This is a genomic window from Lelliottia nimipressuralis, assembly GCF_004402045.1.
GTDB classification, from domain to species: domain Bacteria; phylum Pseudomonadota; class Gammaproteobacteria; order Enterobacterales; family Enterobacteriaceae; genus Enterobacter; species Enterobacter chinensis.
On record NZ_SOMG01000030.1, the window covers coordinates 448,805 to 465,719 of the forward strand.

General features: G+C 54.4%; 15 protein-coding genes. 8 read left to right on the forward strand and 7 right to left on the reverse strand.

Annotated elements, in window-relative coordinates; translation table 11 throughout:
• Nucleotides 1-34: 34 nt before the first annotated feature.
• Nucleotides 35-238: a putative selenium delivery protein YdfZ gene (gene ydfZ / locus E3U32_RS19830; protein WP_134350141.1), complete on the reverse strand. Its 204-nt coding sequence runs from the start codon at nt 236-238 to the stop codon at nt 35-37.
• 287 nt (nt 239-525) lie between these two features.
• Between ydfZ and E3U32_RS19835 the strand changes: the two genes are divergently transcribed.
• Complete coding sequence (locus E3U32_RS19835) at nt 526-957, forward strand: universal stress protein (protein ID WP_059311321.1); 432 nt, start codon at nt 526-528, stop codon at nt 955-957.
• 35 nt (nt 958-992) lie between these two features.
• Here the strand turns inward: E3U32_RS19835 and E3U32_RS19840 are convergent, their stop codons facing one another.
• Complete coding sequence (locus E3U32_RS19840; RefSeq protein WP_134350142.1) at nt 993-1,679, reverse strand: GntR family transcriptional regulator; 687 nt, start codon at nt 1,677-1,679, stop codon at nt 993-995.
• Nucleotides 1,680-1,770: 91 nt separating this feature from the next.
• Complete coding sequence (gene ydfG, locus E3U32_RS19845; RefSeq protein ID WP_063431503.1) at nt 1,771-2,517, reverse strand: bifunctional NADP-dependent 3-hydroxy acid dehydrogenase/3-hydroxypropionate dehydrogenase YdfG; 747 nt, start codon at nt 2,515-2,517, stop codon at nt 1,771-1,773.
• Between the two features lie 142 nt (nt 2,518-2,659).
• On the opposite strand from ydfG, the gene dcp reads away from it, so the two are divergent.
• A complete protein-coding gene (gene dcp, locus E3U32_RS19850; protein WP_134350143.1) occupies nt 2,660-4,693 on the forward strand; it encodes a peptidyl-dipeptidase Dcp in 2,034 nt (677 codons plus the stop codon).
• A 189-nt stretch (nt 4,694-4,882) separates the two neighbouring features.
• The gene (locus E3U32_RS19855) at nt 4,883-5,674 is read left to right on the forward strand and encodes a DUF6694 family lipoprotein (RefSeq protein ID WP_134350144.1); all 792 of its coding nucleotides are present in this window, start codon (nt 4,883-4,885) and stop codon (nt 5,672-5,674) included.
• 406 nt (nt 5,675-6,080) lie between these two features.
• Here the strand turns inward: E3U32_RS19855 and E3U32_RS19860 are convergent, their stop codons facing one another.
• The gene (locus E3U32_RS19860) at nt 6,081-7,070 is read right to left on the reverse strand and encodes a 2-hydroxyacid dehydrogenase (RefSeq protein ID WP_134350145.1); all 990 of its coding nucleotides are present in this window, start codon (nt 7,068-7,070) and stop codon (nt 6,081-6,083) included.
• Nucleotides 7,071-7,398: 328 nt separating this feature from the next.
• On the opposite strand from E3U32_RS19860, the gene E3U32_RS19865 reads away from it, so the two are divergent.
• The 4 genes from E3U32_RS19865 (at nt 7,399) to E3U32_RS19880 (ending at nt 11,002) form a co-directional block, all read left to right on the forward strand.
• Nucleotides 7,399-7,722 (forward strand): hypothetical protein, encoded by a 324-nt coding sequence (locus tag E3U32_RS19865; protein ID WP_134350146.1) that lies wholly within the window; start codon nt 7,399-7,401, stop codon nt 7,720-7,722.
• A gap of 127 nt (nt 7,723-7,849) precedes the next feature.
• Nucleotides 7,850-10,489 carry a YdbH family protein gene (locus E3U32_RS19870; protein WP_134350147.1) on the forward strand — a complete coding sequence of 880 codons (2,640 nt, stop codon included), beginning with the start codon at nt 7,850-7,852 and terminating at the stop codon, nt 10,487-10,489.
• A complete protein-coding gene (locus E3U32_RS19875; RefSeq protein ID WP_134350148.1) occupies nt 10,486-10,677 on the forward strand; it encodes a YnbE family lipoprotein in 192 nt (63 codons plus the stop codon). The genes E3U32_RS19870 and E3U32_RS19875 overlap by 4 nt, the downstream gene beginning before the upstream one ends.
• A 7-nt stretch (nt 10,678-10,684) precedes the next feature.
• Nucleotides 10,685-11,002 (forward strand): YdbL family protein, encoded by a 318-nt coding sequence (locus E3U32_RS19880; RefSeq protein WP_047958482.1) that lies wholly within the window; start codon nt 10,685-10,687, stop codon nt 11,000-11,002.
• Here E3U32_RS19880 and feaR read toward each other — a convergent pair whose 3' ends face one another.
• Nucleotides 11,003-11,911 carry a transcriptional regulator FeaR gene (feaR, locus tag E3U32_RS19885; protein WP_134350755.1) on the reverse strand — a complete coding sequence of 303 codons (909 nt, stop codon included), beginning with the start codon at nt 11,909-11,911 and terminating at the stop codon, nt 11,003-11,005. It abuts the gene before it with no gap.
• Nucleotides 11,912-12,152: 241 nt separating this feature from the next.
• On the opposite strand from feaR, the gene E3U32_RS19890 reads away from it, so the two are divergent.
• Nucleotides 12,153-13,652, forward strand: a complete 1,500-nt coding sequence (locus tag E3U32_RS19890) for an aldehyde dehydrogenase family protein (protein WP_134350149.1) — start codon at nt 12,153-12,155, stop codon at nt 13,650-13,652.
• An 86-nt stretch (nt 13,653-13,738) separates the two neighbouring features.
• On the opposite strand, the gene E3U32_RS19895 is transcribed toward E3U32_RS19890, so the two are convergent.
• Both E3U32_RS19895 and E3U32_RS19900 read right to left on the reverse strand, forming a co-directional pair.
• The gene (locus tag E3U32_RS19895) at nt 13,739-14,845 is read right to left on the reverse strand and encodes a GGDEF domain-containing protein (protein WP_134350150.1); all 1,107 of its coding nucleotides are present in this window, start codon (nt 14,843-14,845) and stop codon (nt 13,739-13,741) included.
• Between the two features lie 72 nt (nt 14,846-14,917).
• Entirely contained in the window at nt 14,918-16,891 is a 1,974-nt protein-coding gene (locus E3U32_RS19900) for an alkyl/aryl-sulfatase (RefSeq protein WP_134350151.1), read from the reverse strand.
• Nucleotides 16,892-16,915 lie beyond the last annotated feature (24 nt).

The following is a 16,915-nucleotide window of genomic DNA, read 5'->3' on the forward strand; positions in this document are numbered from 1 at the left end:
TGCCGCCGTTTGCGGCGGCATGTCTGCGCACGGCTTAGTGCATACCCAGGCGAATCAGCTCGATCGGTTCGAACTTACCTTCGCATCCTTCCACTTCAACCGTTTTACTACGACGCACCTGCTCGGCACTGAGGCCGTCGCTGTGGATCGCTTTAATCACGCCGAACTGGTTTGTGCCGCTAATCATGACGCGGCTGCCAGTGGTGATTGCATTGCGGTTACGGTCGTATGTCATCATGGTATTTTCTCCTCTCTAACCTGTTCGTTACGGCGCTATTTCAGGTGTGCCGTTCACGGGGCATATAAATACGCTTGTCCGCGCTTCATGTTTTTGTTTTTGATCAAACTCACACTTTTTTCTTTATTGTGTCTGGCGCTGACGGTTCACGACGGTAATTTACAAACCCGACAGTTATTTTCTTTAATTCATAGTTTCGACAGGGAAGCGTTGAGGATTGGTTTATATTCCTGATGTCATGCTGGGTTCAGGAAATAACCCTTTCATCGGAATAAGGAGTCAGGCTTATGTATAAGAAGATTTTGATGCCTGTTGATGTGTTTGAAATGGATTTGAGCGACAAAGCGGTGCGCCACGCGGCCAATCTGGCGAAGGCAGAGGGCGCGTCGATTACCCTGGTCAATATTCTGCCTGCCAGCAGTCGGTCTCTGCTGCGGGGATTCAATGCCGATATTAAAAAGTTTGAAGAGTATATGACCGCAGAGTCCGGGAAGAAAATGAACGAGCTTAAAAGGCTGTTCGATATCTCCCCTGAAAATATTCACAGCATGGTTCGCTTTGGCAACGTCCGCGATGAAATCATCAAGCTCAGCAAAGAGGGGGAATATGACGTCATTGTCATCGGGTCAAAAAATCCGAGCATCACTACGCATCTGCTGGGTTCAAATGCCGAAACAATCCTGCGCTACGCCACTATTCCGGTGTTAGTCGTTCGCTAACCCTGTCGCCGCGCCCGAAAGGGGGCGGCGTAATATTACTCTTCGCTAAACCACTCGCTATTTTCCTGACGAATAAGCTGCACGGACTCGCTAATTTCCTGCAGGTGCAGCGTCATCGCTTTTTCCACGCCGTCCTGGTCACGCTTTTCAAGCGCGCTGAAAATATCATGATGCTGTCGGAGCAACATTTCCGGCGGGGAGACGTGATCGAGACTCATGTAACGCACGCGGTCGATGGTGGCCTTGATGTTTTCGATGGTGTCCCAGGCCAGCTGGCAATCCGCAATTTGCGCCAGTTTCTGGTGGAACTCATCATCAAGCTGGAAGAAGTCATTGAGCTGCTTGCGGTCAATCGCAATACGCTGCTGATGCAGGTTCTGCTCCAGCAGGTAGCACTGGTTGTCGTTGATGAGCGTTGCAGCACGGCGCGCCACCGCGCATTCAATGGCCTGGCGAACAAAACATCCGTTACGTACCTGAGAAAGTGAAATTTTATTCACATAGCTGCCGCGCTGCGGGCGGATTTGAATCAGACCATTTTCCGCAAGCTTAATAAACGCTTCACGCACCGGCTGACGGGATACATCAAAACGCACGGACACTTCTTTTTCAGAAAGCGGTGTTCCCGGCGGGATCAGGCAATGGACAATATCACGTCGCAAAATGCGATAGATTTGCTGGTTTACGGGCTGGGTGGGATTAAGTTGCGATTCAGCGGCCATGAGTTGTCATTTCTCAGAGAGTTAGCCTGAACATACTACCATTCTTTTATGACCCGAAACAGACCCGGCCCGCAGGCCGGGAAGGGCACATTTAGCCACGATGGACGCTAAGTCCGCCAAAACTCTGGCTGACTGGCATCATTTCTACGGTATTGATGTTGACGTGCTTTGGCAGCGTCGCCACCCACCAGACCGTTTCGGTGACATCTTCCGGCGTCAGCGCGTTCGCATTTTCGTAGGTCTTGCCCGCTTTTGCGTCATCGCCTTTGAAGCGGACGTTGGAAAATTCAGTGCCACCCACCAGGCCCGGCTCGATATCGGTGACGCGAATGGCAGTGCCGTGCAGATCGGTACGCAGGTTAAGGCTAAACTGGCGCACAAATGCTTTCGTTGCGCCATAAACGTTGCCGCCCGCGTAAGGCCAGCTCCCGGCGGTGGAGCCGATATTGATAATGTGGCCGCGGTTGCGCTCGACCATGCCCGGCAGGACCGCGCGGGTCATATAGACCAGCCCTTTGTTGTTGGTGTCGATCATATTTTCCCAGTCTTCCACGCTGGCTTTATGGGCGGGCTCCATGCCCAGCGCCAGACCGGCATTGTTGACCAGCACGTCGATGGCGCGCCACTCGGCGGGCAGATTGGCAATCATCTCTTCAATGGCCGCGCGGTTACGCACATCCAGCTGCGCGGTCAGGATGCTGTCGCCTAATTCGTCTTTGAGCTCCTGCAGACGTTCCTGACGGCGACCGGTCGCAATAACCTTATGCCCGTTGGCGACGAAGCGACGCGTGATGCTTTCACCAAAACCTGCCGTTGCCCCGGTAACTAAAATAATCATCTCACTGTTCCTCAACGCTTTTTGTGTTGTACTAACATAGCACGGCCGCAGAGGGTGCGTTAAGGCAACATTTGTATGACAGCATTGCAGGGGATGGCGGCCTGGCCTACTCTGGGAGAATACCCGTACTCAGGAGTGAAAGATGACGGCCACCAATCCCTTTTTTGAAATCAGCCTGTTGCCTTACCAGGCTCCCCATTTTGATGAAATCAACGACAGCCACTATCGTCCGGCTTTCGATGAAGCCCTGCGCCAGAAGCGGGCGGACATAGACGCCATAATCTCTCAAACCGCTGCGCCAGATTTCAATAACACCGTGCTGGCGCTGGAGAAAAGCGGTGCCATGCTCTCGCGCGTCAGCAGCGTTTTCTTCGCCATGACCTCCGCGCACACTAATACGTACCTGCAGGAGCTGGAGGAACAGTTCTCCACCGAGCTTGCCGCACTGGCGAACGATATCTGGCTGAATGACGTGCTTTTCGCCCGCGTGGAGAGCGTCTGGCAGGACCGTGCCGCGCTGAACGCCGAATCACACCGGCTGGTAGAGGAGATATATCAGCGGTTTATTCTGGCCGGCGCGCGTCTGAATGAGACAGAAAAAGCCGAGCTGAAGGCGCTGAATACCGAGGCGGCCTCCCTGACCAGCCAGTTCAATCAGCGCTTGCTAGCTGCCGATAAGACGGGCGGGCTGGTGGTGGATTATGCGCACCAGCTTGATGGGCTCAGCGCCACTGAGATCGCTGACGCTGCGCAGGCTGCCGCGGAGAGAGGGCTAAACGATCGCTGGCTGATCCCGCTTCTGAACACCACCCAGCAGCCCGCGCTTTCAACGCTGCGCAATCGTCAGACGCGCGAAAACCTGTTCAACGCAGGCTGGACGCGCACTCAGAAAGGGGATGAAAACGACACCCGTGCGCTGATCCTTCGTCTGACGGCGCTGCGCGCGCGACAGGCCCGCCTGCTGGGCTTTGAGGATTACGCCAGCTGGAGCATCGCCGATCAGATGGCGAAAACTCCGGAGGCCGCGCTGGAGTTTATGCGCGGCATTGTGCCTGCCGCCCGCGCCCGCGCGGAACGCGAGCAGGCCGATATTCAGAAGGTCATTAATGACGAGCAGGGTGGTTTCACCGTGCAGGCCTGGGACTGGGCTTTTTACGCGGAGCGCGTGCGCCAGGCAAAATATGCCCTCGATGAGTCGCAAATCCGGCCCTATTTTGCGCTCAACACCGTGCTGCAGGATGGCGTATTCTGGGCGGCCAGCCAGCTGTTTGGCATCCGCTTCGTCGAGCGCTTCGATATTCCGGTTTATCACCCGGACGTCCGCGTATGGGAAATTTTCGACCATACGGGAGAAGGTATGGCGCTTTTTTACGGCGACTTCTTTGCGCGCGATTCCAAGCAGGGTGGAGCGTGGATGGGGAATTTCGTTGAGCAATCCTTCGAGTTTGCTGCCCGTCCGGTGATCTACAACGTCTGTAACTACCAAAAACCGGCTAACGGCGGCGTCGCGCTCCTCTCATGGGACGACGTGATAACCCTCTTCCACGAGTTCGGCCATACGCTGCACGGGCTGTTTGCCAGCCAGCGCTTCGCCACGCTTTCCGGCACCAATACCCCGCGTGATTTTGTTGAATTCCCGTCGCAAATCAACGAGCACTGGGCCAGCCATCCACAGGTGTTTACCCACTATGCCCGCCATTACGAAACCGGCGAACCGATGCCGGACGCGCTGCGGGAAAGCATGCTCAACGCAACGCATTTCAACAAGGGCTACGACATGACGGAGCTGCTGGGTGCCGCGCTGCTGGACATGAACTGGCACGGCATCGGTGAAGCCGTTTCGAGCGTGGAAGATTTTGAAGCGGCAGCGTTGAAAAAAGAGGGGCTCGATCTGCCGGCCGTACCGCCGCGCTACCGCAGCAGCTATTTTGCTCATATTTTTGGCGGGGGCTACGCGGCGGGGTACTACGCCTATCTGTGGACGCAGATGCTGGCGGACGACGGCTACCAGTGGTTTGTCGAGCAGGGCGGGCTGACGCGTGAAAACGGACAGAAATTCCGCGAGGCGATTTTGTCTCGTGGGAACAGCACGGATTTAGCTGAACTGTATCGCAACTGGCGCGGGCACGATCCGAAGATTGAACCGATGCTGGAGAACCGTGGGCTGAGTGAGTAGAGTCATCAGCAGCTGAAAATATAACCGGGCGTGATGCCCGGTTTTTTGTCATTTTTCTTACCTAATATTGCTGCGTCGATGGTGGGGATATTGCCGCGCGGAAAATCACGTAAATGCATTGTATGCATGTTTTTTGTTGTGTCATTTTCTGATAAGATTATTCCTAATTTTTACCGATGGAATAGGGACATGAAAAAAATAGTTGGCGTAATATTACTTTCCTTTTTACTCGCCGGTTGTGATCAACCTAAAATTGATTCATCAACTGATGACGCAATGAAATCATCTATAGCTAAAGTCAGAGAGTCACTTCCGGAGAATAAGCGGGGGGAGTTTGATAACGCTCTACAGGTGGTGGCATTCAGTAACATCAATATGGCTGATCTAATACAAAGTGACAAAGAAGACCTAAGCAAAAAGATGCGCGATTCTCTGTCTGGAAAGACTGCCGACGAAGTAATTTCATATGCTCAGAAAGTAAACGCGGAGAAAGAGCTTAAGCAGAAAGAGCAGGTGCTTCAGGAAATCAAAGGGCTGGAACAGAGAAAAGCTAACGCAGAGAAAGCCATAGAAGCGCTGAAAAAAGTCCAGGTTTTATCATCCCAACTTATCAAGGAGCCCCAGGAAGACGGTAAGCCACAACCCATAATAAAACTGGTCGTTAAAAACAATACTGATACCGTTATCTCCAGGGCATACCTTCAGGGAGTGGTTGCAGGCAGTGGGCATTCAGAACCCTGGCTGGTAAGTAATTTCTTTTACGATGTTCCTGGTGGACTTAAACCAAATGAAGAAGCCACGTGGACTCTGGCTCCGCCTAAGGATTCTGAATGGGGTCGACTTTATGTCCCAACTGATGCCGTTTTCACTGTGACCGTCGCAAGGGTAGACGGGCCTGATCGCCAGGCGTTGTTTGATGCAACAGGGTTCACAAAGAAAGATGACAGCAGGCTTGAAGATCTTAAGAAAAATAATCTTTGATTTATGACTCATAATTGACCCGCTTCGGCGGGTTTTTTTATGTTGAGAGGAAACGTGGTGAGCGAAAAATATACTGCTGGAAGAGAATGGTCGTTTAGCTATTCAACACGCTCCACATCCTTTGGTGATCTTTAGAATAACTCCGCTCGGAAACTGAAAATAAAACCGGGACAAGTATGGTGAAATAAGGTGTTTTATTCATGCACTTATTATGAATTCAAATGGATTTGAAATGTTAAAGCCTATTCCAGGGTCTATGACATGACGCCTGTAGGTGGTAAGCAGCCAGATGGAAGCGTAAAACTCTGGTAATAACCTTTACCCGTAAATTGTGTTTCGGTGGGTCGGTATTAACAAAATAACCGATTAACGCCCGGTGGCGTTGCCGCCACCGGGCAATACACGCTCACACGATTTCGTTAGGGCACGCTTCACCCTTTTCCAACTGCTGCAGGTTACCCAGCGTCGTTTCCGAAATGCTGATCAGCGCTTCGGCGGTCAGAAACGCCTGGTGCCCGGTAAACAGCACGTTATGGCAGGCAGAGAGGCGACGGAATACGTCGTCCTGGATCACATCATTAGACTTGTCTTCAAAGAACAGATCGCGTTCGTTCTCATATACGTCCATCCCCAGCGCGCCAATTTTTTGGGTCTTCAGCGCTTCGATAGCGGCCTGAGAGTCAACCAATCCGCCGCGGCTGGTGTTGATGATCATCACGCCGTCTTTCATCTGGTCAAACGCCGCCTGGTTAAGCAGGTGGTAGTTTTCCGGCGTCAGCGGGCAGTGCAGGGAGATCACGTCAGACTGCGAAAACAGGGTCGGCAGGTCGACGTACTCCACGCCCAGATCCAGCGCCGCCGCACTTGGGTACGGATCAAACGCCAGCAGACGCATGCCGAAGCCTTTCAGAATGCGCAGGGCGGCCACGCCAATTTTACCGGTCCCGATCACGCCGGCGGTTTTGCCGTACATGGTAAAGCCGGTCAGCCCTTCCAGCGAGAAGTTGGCGTCACGGGTACGCTGATAAGCGCGGTGAATACGACGGTTGAGCGACATCATCATGCCAATCGCATGTTCCGCGACCGCTTCCGGGGAGTAGGCCGGGACACGAACCACCTTCAGACCCAGCTCTTTCGCCGCGTCGAGATCCACGTTATTAAAGCCCGCACAGCGCAGGGCGATGTACTTCACCCCGTGTTTTTTCAACTCCTCCAGCACCGGACGACTGCCGTCATCGTTAACAAAGATGCAGACGCCTTCACAGCCGTGCGCCGTTTTAGCGGTTTTTTCGGACAGCAGAAAGTCGAAAAATTCAAGCTCAAACCCGTAAGCCTCGTTAACATGTTGCAGATACTTTTTGTCGTACTGCTTTGTGCTATATACCGCGAGTTTCATAAGACTTTCTCCAGTGATTTTGCATTCACGTTAGCATGATTAAAATTATCTTACAATTTCTAAAATATTATTGAATTCAATAAGTTCTATCAATTATTCTAGAGCATATGTACATCCTAACTCCATGATATTCTTACTACGAGAAAGTTCAGGCGCGAATCTGGTCCGGGATAGCCTGGGAATAAGGGCGTTGATAAAGGATGTGATAGAACGTCTGGTTGGATTACGTTAAAGAATGGCAAGCGGGCGTAAAAACTGCAATGCTTCCGGAGGCAATGGAACGACTTAACAAGTTGTTGAGTTTTTAGACAGAAAGGGAGAATGGAGCATGTCGCAACAATTTGAGTTGTCATTAACCCAGCCAATTATGCCTGTCTTGTGCTATTTCATTGTATCTATTGCTGTTTTTTTCTTGCTGTACATGGGTAAACTCAAGGTTAACAAACTCAGAAAATATCCTCTCTTCATTGCTTACACTCTGTTTGTCATAGCAATTGCAGCCGTACAAATTAACGTATTTGCCAATGGCTATGCGTTTGTGAGCGTTTTTTTGCATATCGACTTTGATCCCTGGCGTTATGACTCGGTGTATTGGGGGTCATTGATATTCGCCATGCTTTACCTTCTGGCGATGCCTCGGAACAGGTGCTAGTTTCGCAACTTAACGTTACAGCATCTATCCTTAAACCTGGCTTTGACTTCAACTGACCAGCTAAACATGCGACAATGATCGGCACTGCCGGCTTAATTCTTTCGCTAAATCAGGATATTAACTGCCCATGAAGGGTAAATACAAAGCCGCACTTGCGCTTTTACTGCTATTCATATTGTTGCCGCTGACGCTGCTGATGACGCTCGCCCAGTGGGTACCGACGCTCGCCGGGATCTGGCTGCCCGTCGGGACACGGATCGCGTTCGAAGAGAGCCCAAAGCTCACTCGTCACGCGCTGGTCATCCCCGATCTCCGCTATCTGGTTGAAGACTGCGAAATAGCGCGCATCGATAACGTGACGCTGTCACATCCAAGCCGCTGGAAACTGGATATCGGCGCGCTGGATCTTAACTCCGTCTGCCTCAGTAAAATTCCCCAGTCCGCGCCGTCAACGGTTGCCCCCAAAACGCTGGCCCAGTGGCAGGCGGTATTGCCCAATACCTGGCTCACCGTTCATCGTCTGACGCTTTCGCCCTGGCAGCAGTGGCAGGGTGAGCTTAATGCGTCGCTGACCCCGTTAAGCCAGGAGATCGCCTATAAAGGCGAGCAGGTCAGCATCAAAGGAAAACTACACGGTCAGACGCTCTCGGTGAGCCAGTTCGATATTCAGCTACCCGATCAGCCGCAGCCCATTAAACTGGTTGGGAAGTTCACGCTGCCGCTGGTTCCGGATGGTGTGCCGGTGAAAGGCCACGCGGTCGCGACCTTTAACGTGCCACAGTTAACGTCCCTGGTCGATGCCGATCTCGACTGGGAAGACAATCAGGGTCAACTGGTGGTCATGGCGAGAGACAACCCCGATCCGCTGCTCGACCTGCCGTGGCTAATCACGGCGGAACAGCTGAACATCAGTGACGGACGCTGGAACTGGGACCTTTCCGGTATGCCGCTAAGCGGGCGGGTTTCGCTTCGCGCCGATAACTGGCAGCAGGGGCTGGACAAAACCACGCTGACCGGACGACTGAACGTGCTGACGCACGGCGATGCGGGGAAAGGCAACGCCGTACTGAATATTGGGCCCGGCAGGCTCAGCATGGAAAACAGCGACATGCCGCTGCACCTGAGCGGCGAGGCGAAACAAAACGATCTCATTCTTTACGCCCGGTTGCCGGCAAAACTGACCGGCAGCCTGTATGAACCGCAGCTTGCCTTTGAACCGGGTGCGCTGCTCCGCTCGCGCGGGCGCATCATCAACTCACTCGACATCGATGAAATCCGCTGGCCGCTGGCGGGCGTGAAGCTCACGCAGAAGGGGGTGGACGGTCGTTTACAGGCTATTCTGCGCGCCCATGAAAACGAGATGGGTGATTTTGAACTCCACCTGGACGGCCAGGCCAACGACTTTTTACCCGACAACGGCCTGTGGCAGTGGCGTTACTGGGGTAAAGGTGGTTTTACGCCGATGAATGCCCGCTGGGATGTCGCCGGAAAAGGCGAGTGGCGCGACAAGCTTATCGAGCTGACGGCGCTCTCCACCGGTTTTGACAAGCTTCAGTACGGCACGATGGACGTCAGCAAGCCGCGCCTGGTGCTGGATCGGCCGGTGCGCTGGTTCCGCGACCCTGAAAAGCCGAGCTTCAGCGGCGCGCTGTCGCTCAATGCCGGGCAAACCCGTTTCTCCGGCGGTAGCTTTTTACCGCCGTCGGTCCTGACCTTCAGCGTTGACGGTACCGACCCGACGATATTCCAGTTTAAGGGAGACCTCCATGCGGACAAAATCGGCCCGGTGCAGGTGAACGGCCGCTGGGATGGCGTACGTCTTCGCGGGCAGGCCTGGTGGCCGAAACAGTCGCTCACCGTATTCCAGCCTTTGATCCCGCCGGACTGGAAAATGACGCTGCGTGACGGGGAACTCTATGCGCAGATCGCCTTCTCGGCGGCGGCCGATCAGGGCTTTGAAGCGGGTGGGCACGGGGTGCTGAAAACCGGCAGCGCCTGGATGCCAGATAACCAGATCAACGGCGTCGATTTTGTGCTGCCGTTCCGCTTTAGCGAAGGGACCTGGTCTCTCGGCACGCGCGGCCCGGTCACGTTGCGCATTGGCGAAGTCGTAAACCTGGTGACAGCACGCAATATTACCGCCGACTTACAGGGGGACTATCCCTGGACGGAGGACAATCCGCTGCTGCTCACCAACGTGAAGGTGGAAGCCCTCGGCGGGAAGATCACTATGCAGCAGCTGAGGATGCCGCAGCACGATCCGGCCCTGCTGCGCGTGGACAATATCTCCTCGAGCGAACTGATTAGCGCCGTTAATCCGAAACAGTTTACCATGTCGGGCCCGGTCAGCGGGGCGCTGCCGTTCTGGCTGGACAATGAAAAATGGATCATTAAAGATGGCTGGCTGACCAACCCGGGTCCCATGACGCTGCGCATCGACAAAGACACGGCGGACGCCATCGTGAAAGATAATATGGTGGCGGGTGCTGCAATTAACTGGCTCCGCTATATGGAAATTTCGCGTTCGTGGACGAGAATCAATTTAGATAACCTGGGTGAATTAACCATGCAGGCGACCATCAAGGGGACCAGCCGCGTGGATGGCAAAAGCAGCTCCGTCAATCTGAACTATACCCATGACGAGAATGTCTTTACCCTCTGGCGCAGCCTGCGTTTTGGAGACAACCTGCAAACCTGGTTTGAGCAACATGCGGCGATACCTGCTCCCCGCAGTTCGACTGGCAAGGAAAGTGAGGAACAACAATGAAAATGAGGGCTAGTGTGCTCACCGTTGCCGCTGCCGCGCTACTGAACGGCTGTACGCCGCGCATTGAAGTCGCTGCACCGAAGGAGCCGATTACCATCAATATGAATGTCAAAATCGAACATGAGATCCATATTAAGGTCGATAAAGACGTTGAAACCCTGCTGAAATCGCGCAGCGATCTGTTCTGAGGACGCCATGAAACGATTAGCTCTGATTTTACTGGCACTGGGGATGAACGTGCAGGCAGCGGCGCTGACCTTAAACGATGCCCGGGCGCAAGGGCGCGTGGGGGAAACCCTCAGTGGTTATCTTGCCCCGATTCAACAGGATGCGGAAACGCTGGCGCTGGTCAGCCGTATCAACGCGGCGCGCACGGAAAACTACCAGAAGCTGGCTGACAGCAATAATTTACCGGTTGATGAAGTGGCGAAAATGGCAGGTCAAAAACTGGTGGCCCGCGCACAGCCGGGCGAGTACGTGAAGGGCATTAACGGAAAATGGCTCAAGAAGTAGCTAGCGGTAGCGCCTGCGGTATTCACCCGGCGAGACGCCAAAACGCTGCTTAAACGCCGTTGAAAAATGGCTATGGTCGGTGAACCCCCAGCTGTAGCCAATCCCCGCCAGCTTTTCCTCGTCGCCGGCAGAGCGCAGCACCTGCGCGCAGAGATCCAGACGACGGTTTTTGATGTACTGCGCCACCACCAGCCCCTTCTCGGCAAACATGCGGTAGAGGCTGCGCACGGACATACCGCTCTCGGCGGCAATCCATTCCGGGCGCAGAGATTCAGACTGAATATTGTCGTCAATCATCGCCACCACGTGCTGGAACTGACGTTCCTTACGCGGCTGAATCAACTCGCGCTGCTGGAAAGCGGGGCGCAGCAGACAAACCATCGCTTCAAGCGCCGCTTCACTCTCCCGGTCACTCAGGTCAGCATTGTTCATACTGTCCATCAACAGACGGTGGCTCAGCTGGACCGTCGGCAACGAACGGGAAAGGGTGAGCGCACAGCTTATTTCCTGAAACCGACACTGCTGCTCAATAATCTGACGGGGTACCAGCAGAGAAATCTGGCGGGATTTTTCCTGCCAGTTGATTGAGCAGGGACGCGATGCGTCAAGCAGCGTGATATCACCGGTTTTAAGCACCGCTCGGCGGTCGTCCTGTTCAATCTCCGCGCTGCCTTCAAGCTGGAACACGGTATAGAACCAGGCATCGTTACTGTTTTTGATCTCCTGACGAGAGCGGAACAGGTTAACGCCGCCAGCGGTAACGGTGCTGAGCTTCAGGCTGCGCGCGTAGCTGGTTTCCAGTTCACCGAAGAATTTTCCCTCCAGAGGACGGGCGTTAAAACGTCCGCAAACCTGGTTAATTTGCGCCAGCCACTGCTGATACTGTTCCTGCTCGCTTGCACACGCCATCGTTTCTCTCACTGCGCCGTCAACGTTTTCGCATTGTTGCATTTGTGTTGCATTTTGTCAGAGCTATGAGGCTGACTATAGGAAAGAATACTCACCGGGGACAGCGATATAAGGCGGAATTATCACGATTTGCGGAGCCTGTCACAGGTGGCAAAGCGAATGTCACAGAGACAAAAGCGAGAATGCGAAACCCCTCTTAGACTGGATTAACACCCTGCGAATAATAACGAAGGAGTATCCTATGTCTGAATCACAGGTGGCTATTCAGCCTGCCGTGCAACAGTTTTTAGACCGACATCATGGCCTGTGGATTGAGGGGCGTCAGGCCGCGTCGGACAGCGAAAAACGGCTGAACGTCTATAACCCGGCCACGGGCGAGGTGATTGCCTCGACTGCCGATGCCAGCGTCGATGACGTCGACCGCGCCGTGATGTCCGGCTGGCGCGCCTTTGTTGCCCGCAGCTGGGCCGGAAAATTACCGGCGGAGCGCGAGCGGATCCTGCTCCATTTTGCCGATCTGGTTGAACAGCACAGCGAGGAGCTGGCCCAGCTTGAAACGCTGGAGCAGGGCAAATCCATTAATATTTCCCGCGCCTTTGAAGTGGGTTGCACCCTCAACTGGATGCGCTATACCGCCGGGCTGACCACCAAAATTGCGGGTAAAACCCTCGACCTCTCCATTCCACTGCCGCAGGGCGCGCGCTACCAGGCGTGGACGCGCAAAGAGCCGGTTGGCGTAGTGGCAGGAATTGTGCCCTGGAACTTCCCGCTGATGATCGGGATGTGGAAAGTGATGCCTGCCCTGGCCGCGGGTTGCTCTATCGTCATTAAACCGTCCGAAACCACGCCGCTGACCATGCTGCGCGTGGCGGAACTGGCCAGCGAAGCGGGCATCCCGGACGGGGTGTTCAACGTGGTAACCGGAAGCGGCGCGGTGTGTGGCGCAGCGCTGACCTCGCACCCGCATGTTGCCAAGGTCAGTTTTACCGGCTCTACGGCGACAGGCAAGCAAATTGCCCGCACGGCGGCGGACACGCTGACAGGAGTGACCCTCGAACTGGGCGGCAAAAACCCGGCGATTGTGCTGAAGGATGCAGATCCTGCGTGGGTGATAGAAGGCTTAATGACCGGAAGCTTCCTGAACCAGGGGCAGGTCTGCGCGGCGAGCTCCCGCATCTATATTGAAGCGCCGCTGTTTGACACGCTGGTCAGCGGGTTTGAACAGGCGGTGAAATCCCTGAGCGTCGGGCCGGGCATGTCGCCGGAGGCGTTTATTAACCCGCTGGTGTCGCGCGCGCACTGCGACAAGGTGCAGACCTTCCTTGATGAAGCGAAAACTCGCCATGCTGAACTGATTGTCGGAAACCGTGGCCCGGAAGGTAAAGGCTATTACGTTTCGCCTACGCTGGTGGTCAACCCGGATGCCGCGCTGCGATTGACCCGCGAAGAGGTGTTTGGTCCGGTGGTCAACCTGGTGCGCGTTGCGGACGGGGAAGAGGCGCTCCAGCTGGCAAACGACACCGAATATGGCCTGACGGCCAGCGTCTGGACACAAAATATCAGCAAGGCGCTGGAATATACCGACAGGCTGCAGGCGGGCACCGTCTGGGTGAACAGCCATACGCTGATCGACGCCAACCTGCCGTTTGGCGGGATGAAGCAGTCCGGCACCGGACGTGACTTTGGCCCGGACTGGCTGGACGGCTGGTGTGAAACCAAATCGGTTTGCGTGCGGTATTAAAAAACAAGCCGGGTGGCGCTGCGCTTACCCGGCCTACAACAGCACGAGCCGTAGGCCGGGTAAGGCGTAGCCGCCACCCGACATGTTTACAAAGACCACCGATCCCGCCCGGCCTCCTTCGCCCGATACAGCGCCGCATCGGCGCGGGCGATGATCTCGGTGCCGGCTAACCCCTCCGCCATGTTTGCAATGCCCATACTGACGGTGACATGGTCGCTGACCGCTGAGGCGCTGTGCGGTATGGACTCCGCGCGCAGGCCGTCCTGAATACGCAGGGCAACCTTTTCAGCGATGTTTTCCGGACAGTTAAACAGGATCACTACGAACTCCTCGCCGCCGTAGCGTGACACTACATCCTCTGGTGTGCGCACCGACTGCTTCAGCACGCGCGCCACGCGCGTCAGGCATTCGTCACCCGCCTGGTGCCCGTAGGTATCGTTGTAGCGTTTGAAATAGTCGATATCCAGCATGATCACCGAGAAGGTTTTTTTCTGCTCAACCGCGTTTTCCAGCACCACTTCCATTTTCCGGCGATTGGCGGTTTTGGTTAACGGGTCCTGATGCGCCAGCGCATCAAGCCGTGAAATCAGCAGCTGATTTTGCTGGTTGCGTCGCCACGCTTCGTCAAACCAGCTTAACAGGATGAAACGCCCGCAGATCAGGATCAGCGTAAAGACGCTCCAGATAATGACGAAGTGAAGGTTAAGGCCCTCATTGAGTCTCCAGCTGGCGACCGGCAGGGTGACCCATAGCGGGAGCACAAAGGCGAGTAGCCCTTCAGGGTAAAAATAGAGCGCCGTTAAGCCAGCGAGTAATAAAATGACGCACAGGGGCCAGACGTGAGGCAGCAGCAGTTGGGTAATAAACCAGAAACAGGCTACCGACCAGATGGCGCTACAGATAAACAGCACGACGCTGATACCGGCGATACGCCGCCAGGCCATCAGGACCAGCGCGGCAGAGAGGATAATAATCCCAAGCATGGAGGCATCGACCATTTTCGTCAGATGCGGTGAGGTCGGATAAAGGGGGTCGCCGGCCTTAAGCAGGATGTGTCGCAGCAGGATCATCACGGCGAAGCTGACGTTGACGAAAGCCAGCCACGGCAGATTTATCGCCAGTCCATGCATGACCATGGCATGGCGCGTCGGCCAGGTTGCCCGTTCAAGTGTCGGTTTTTTTCTTTTTTCCATTGACGTTTTTACCCTGTCCTGGCCACACGTGAAGCAGGAAAGGGCGGATGAACCGCCCTTATGCTCGCGACGTTACGGTGTCACAATGTTAAACCAGAAATCAAACTTGTCCATATAGCTAAGCATGGCATCAAGTTTAGCGCTGTCGCCACTAATTTTAATCTTTCCGCTATCCTGAGCCTGTTTCAACGTAACTTCCTTGAGGATAATTTTATTTAGCGTGTCACGGTTCAGCGTCAGCGTTGCGTCAGCATCTTTAGCTTCAGCGTTCGCCGTGTGGTTCAGCACGCCGTTTTCCAGCTCGAGTTTGTACTTCCCGCCATCGCTGCCTAAGTCAATGTTAAACACCGATTTAGCCTCTCCGGCTTTCTGACCATTGATATGGACAGCCAGATAGTCAAAGAACATCTCTGGCGTCATCGCGCGTACCGTATCCGGGCTGGCGGTATTCGGCGTTGGACCTTTCACCACGCCGTTACGCAACTCTTGCGCACCAGTCAGGTAGAAGTTACGCCATGGGCCAGATTCAGCCTGATAGCCAAGCTGTTCCAGCGCGTCCGCTTCCAGGTTTCGCGCCGCCTGGTTGTTTGGGTCGGCAAAGACTACTTTGCTCACCACCTGCGCCACCCAGCGGTAGTTCCCCTGGTCGAAGTCGGTTTTCGCCTTGTTCAGGATGGCATCCGCGCCGCCCATATACTCAACGAATTTCTTCGCGCCTTCTTCTGGCGGCAGTTCGTCCAGGGTCGCCGGGTTGCCGTCGAACCAGCCCAGATAAAGCACGTAGGTAGCTTTGACGTCATGGCTCACCGAACCGTAATAGCCACGGTTCGCCCAGGTATGTGCCAGTGAGTCCGGGAGCTTGAAGTTAGCGGCGATTTCGTCGCGCGTCAGCCCTTCGTTCGCCATGCGTAGCGTCTGGTCGTTGATATAACGATAAAGGTCACGCTGGCTTTTCAGCAGCTTGACCACGTTTTCGTTGCCCCAGGTCGGCCAGTGGTGCTGTGCCATAATGATTTCGGCTTTGTCACCCCAGCGCACAATCGCCTGGTTGATGTATTTCGACCACGGCAGCGGTTCACGAATTTTTGCTCCACGCAGAGAATAGGTATTATGCAGGGTGTGGGTAACATCCTCTGCGGATTCAATGACTTTTTTCTCTTCGATATACCAGAGCATTTCCGATGGTGCTTCGGAACCCGGTGCGAGCATAAAGTCGTAGGTCAGACCGTCGATAACCTCTTTCTGCCCATCTTTTTCAATAATATTGGTCGGCGCAATCAGCGTCACCGTCCCGGCGGAGGTGGTGGTCCCAAGACCAGCACCCACCTGACCTTTGGCATCTGGCTTCAGCAGGTTGCCGTACATATAGCTGGCGCGGCGGCTCATCACGTTACCTGCCATGATGTTCTCGGCAACGGCTGCCTCCATAAACCCGGCTGGCGCGTAGATTTTCACCTTGCCAGCTTTCACGTCAGCTTCATCCACCACGCCGCGCACGCCGCCATAGTGATCCACGTGGCTGTGGGTATAAATGATGGCAACGACAGGTTTCTTGCCGCGATTTTTAAAATAGAGATCCATACCGACTTTCGCCGTTTCTGCCGACACCAGCGGGTCAACCACGGTAATACCGTCTTTCCCTTCAATGATGGTCATATTCGACAGATCAAGATTTCGTATCTGATATACGCCATCGGTCACTTCAAACAGGCCGCTAATATTAATCAGCTGAGATTGACGCCATAAACTGGGATTAACGGAGTCCGGTGCCTTATCGCCTTCTTTAATAAACGAATACTGCTGTGGGTTCCAGATGATATTACCTTGTTCCCCTTTGATAACGTCCTGAGGAAGAGGCGCAATAAAGCCTTTATGGGCATCCGTAAAATCGGTGTTGTCGGAGAAGGGAAGTTGATTAAACAGGGCGTTATTGGATTGTTGCGTCGCGGTAGTGGCATCCTTCGGGGCTTCTGCGGCATAAGTCGAATTTGCGGAAATAACAAGCCCTGCCAGCGCAAGACTCCTGACGATCAAATTGAATTTCATCCTAACCTCTCAGTGATGTATTAC

Bases quoted from the DNA above. Each gene is read 5' to 3' on its own strand.
- ydfZ (WP_134350141.1), bottom strand. From the start codon at position 238: ATGATGACATACGACCGTAACCGCAATGCAATCACCACTGGCAGCCGC.
- E3U32_RS19835 (WP_059311321.1), top strand. From the start codon at position 526: ATGTATAAGAAGATTTTGATGCCTGTTGATGTGTTTGAAATGGATTTG.
- E3U32_RS19840 (WP_134350142.1), bottom strand. From the start codon at position 1,679: ATGGCCGCTGAATCGCAACTTAATCCCACCCAGCCCGTAAACCAGCAA.
- ydfG (WP_063431503.1), bottom strand. From the start codon at position 2,517: ATGATTATTTTAGTTACCGGGGCAACGGCAGGTTTTGGTGAAAGCATC.
- dcp (WP_134350143.1), top strand. From the start codon at position 2,660: ATGACGGCCACCAATCCCTTTTTTGAAATCAGCCTGTTGCCTTACCAG.
- E3U32_RS19855 (WP_134350144.1), top strand. From the start codon at position 4,883: ATGAAAAAAATAGTTGGCGTAATATTACTTTCCTTTTTACTCGCCGGT.
- E3U32_RS19860 (WP_134350145.1), bottom strand. From the start codon at position 7,070: ATGAAACTCGCGGTATATAGCACAAAGCAGTACGACAAAAAGTATCTG.
- E3U32_RS19865 (WP_134350146.1), top strand. From the start codon at position 7,399: ATGTCGCAACAATTTGAGTTGTCATTAACCCAGCCAATTATGCCTGTC.
- E3U32_RS19870 (WP_134350147.1), top strand. From the start codon at position 7,850: ATGAAGGGTAAATACAAAGCCGCACTTGCGCTTTTACTGCTATTCATA.
- E3U32_RS19875 (WP_134350148.1), top strand. From the start codon at position 10,486: ATGAAAATGAGGGCTAGTGTGCTCACCGTTGCCGCTGCCGCGCTACTG.
- E3U32_RS19880 (WP_047958482.1), top strand. From the start codon at position 10,685: ATGAAACGATTAGCTCTGATTTTACTGGCACTGGGGATGAACGTGCAG.
- feaR (WP_134350755.1), bottom strand. From the start codon at position 11,911: ATGGCGTGTGCAAGCGAGCAGGAACAGTATCAGCAGTGGCTGGCGCAA.
- E3U32_RS19890 (WP_134350149.1), top strand. From the start codon at position 12,153: ATGTCTGAATCACAGGTGGCTATTCAGCCTGCCGTGCAACAGTTTTTA.
- E3U32_RS19895 (WP_134350150.1), bottom strand. From the start codon at position 14,845: ATGGAAAAAAGAAAAAAACCGACACTTGAACGGGCAACCTGGCCGACG.
- E3U32_RS19900 (WP_134350151.1), bottom strand. From the start codon at position 16,891: ATGAAATTCAATTTGATCGTCAGGAGTCTTGCGCTGGCAGGGCTTGTT.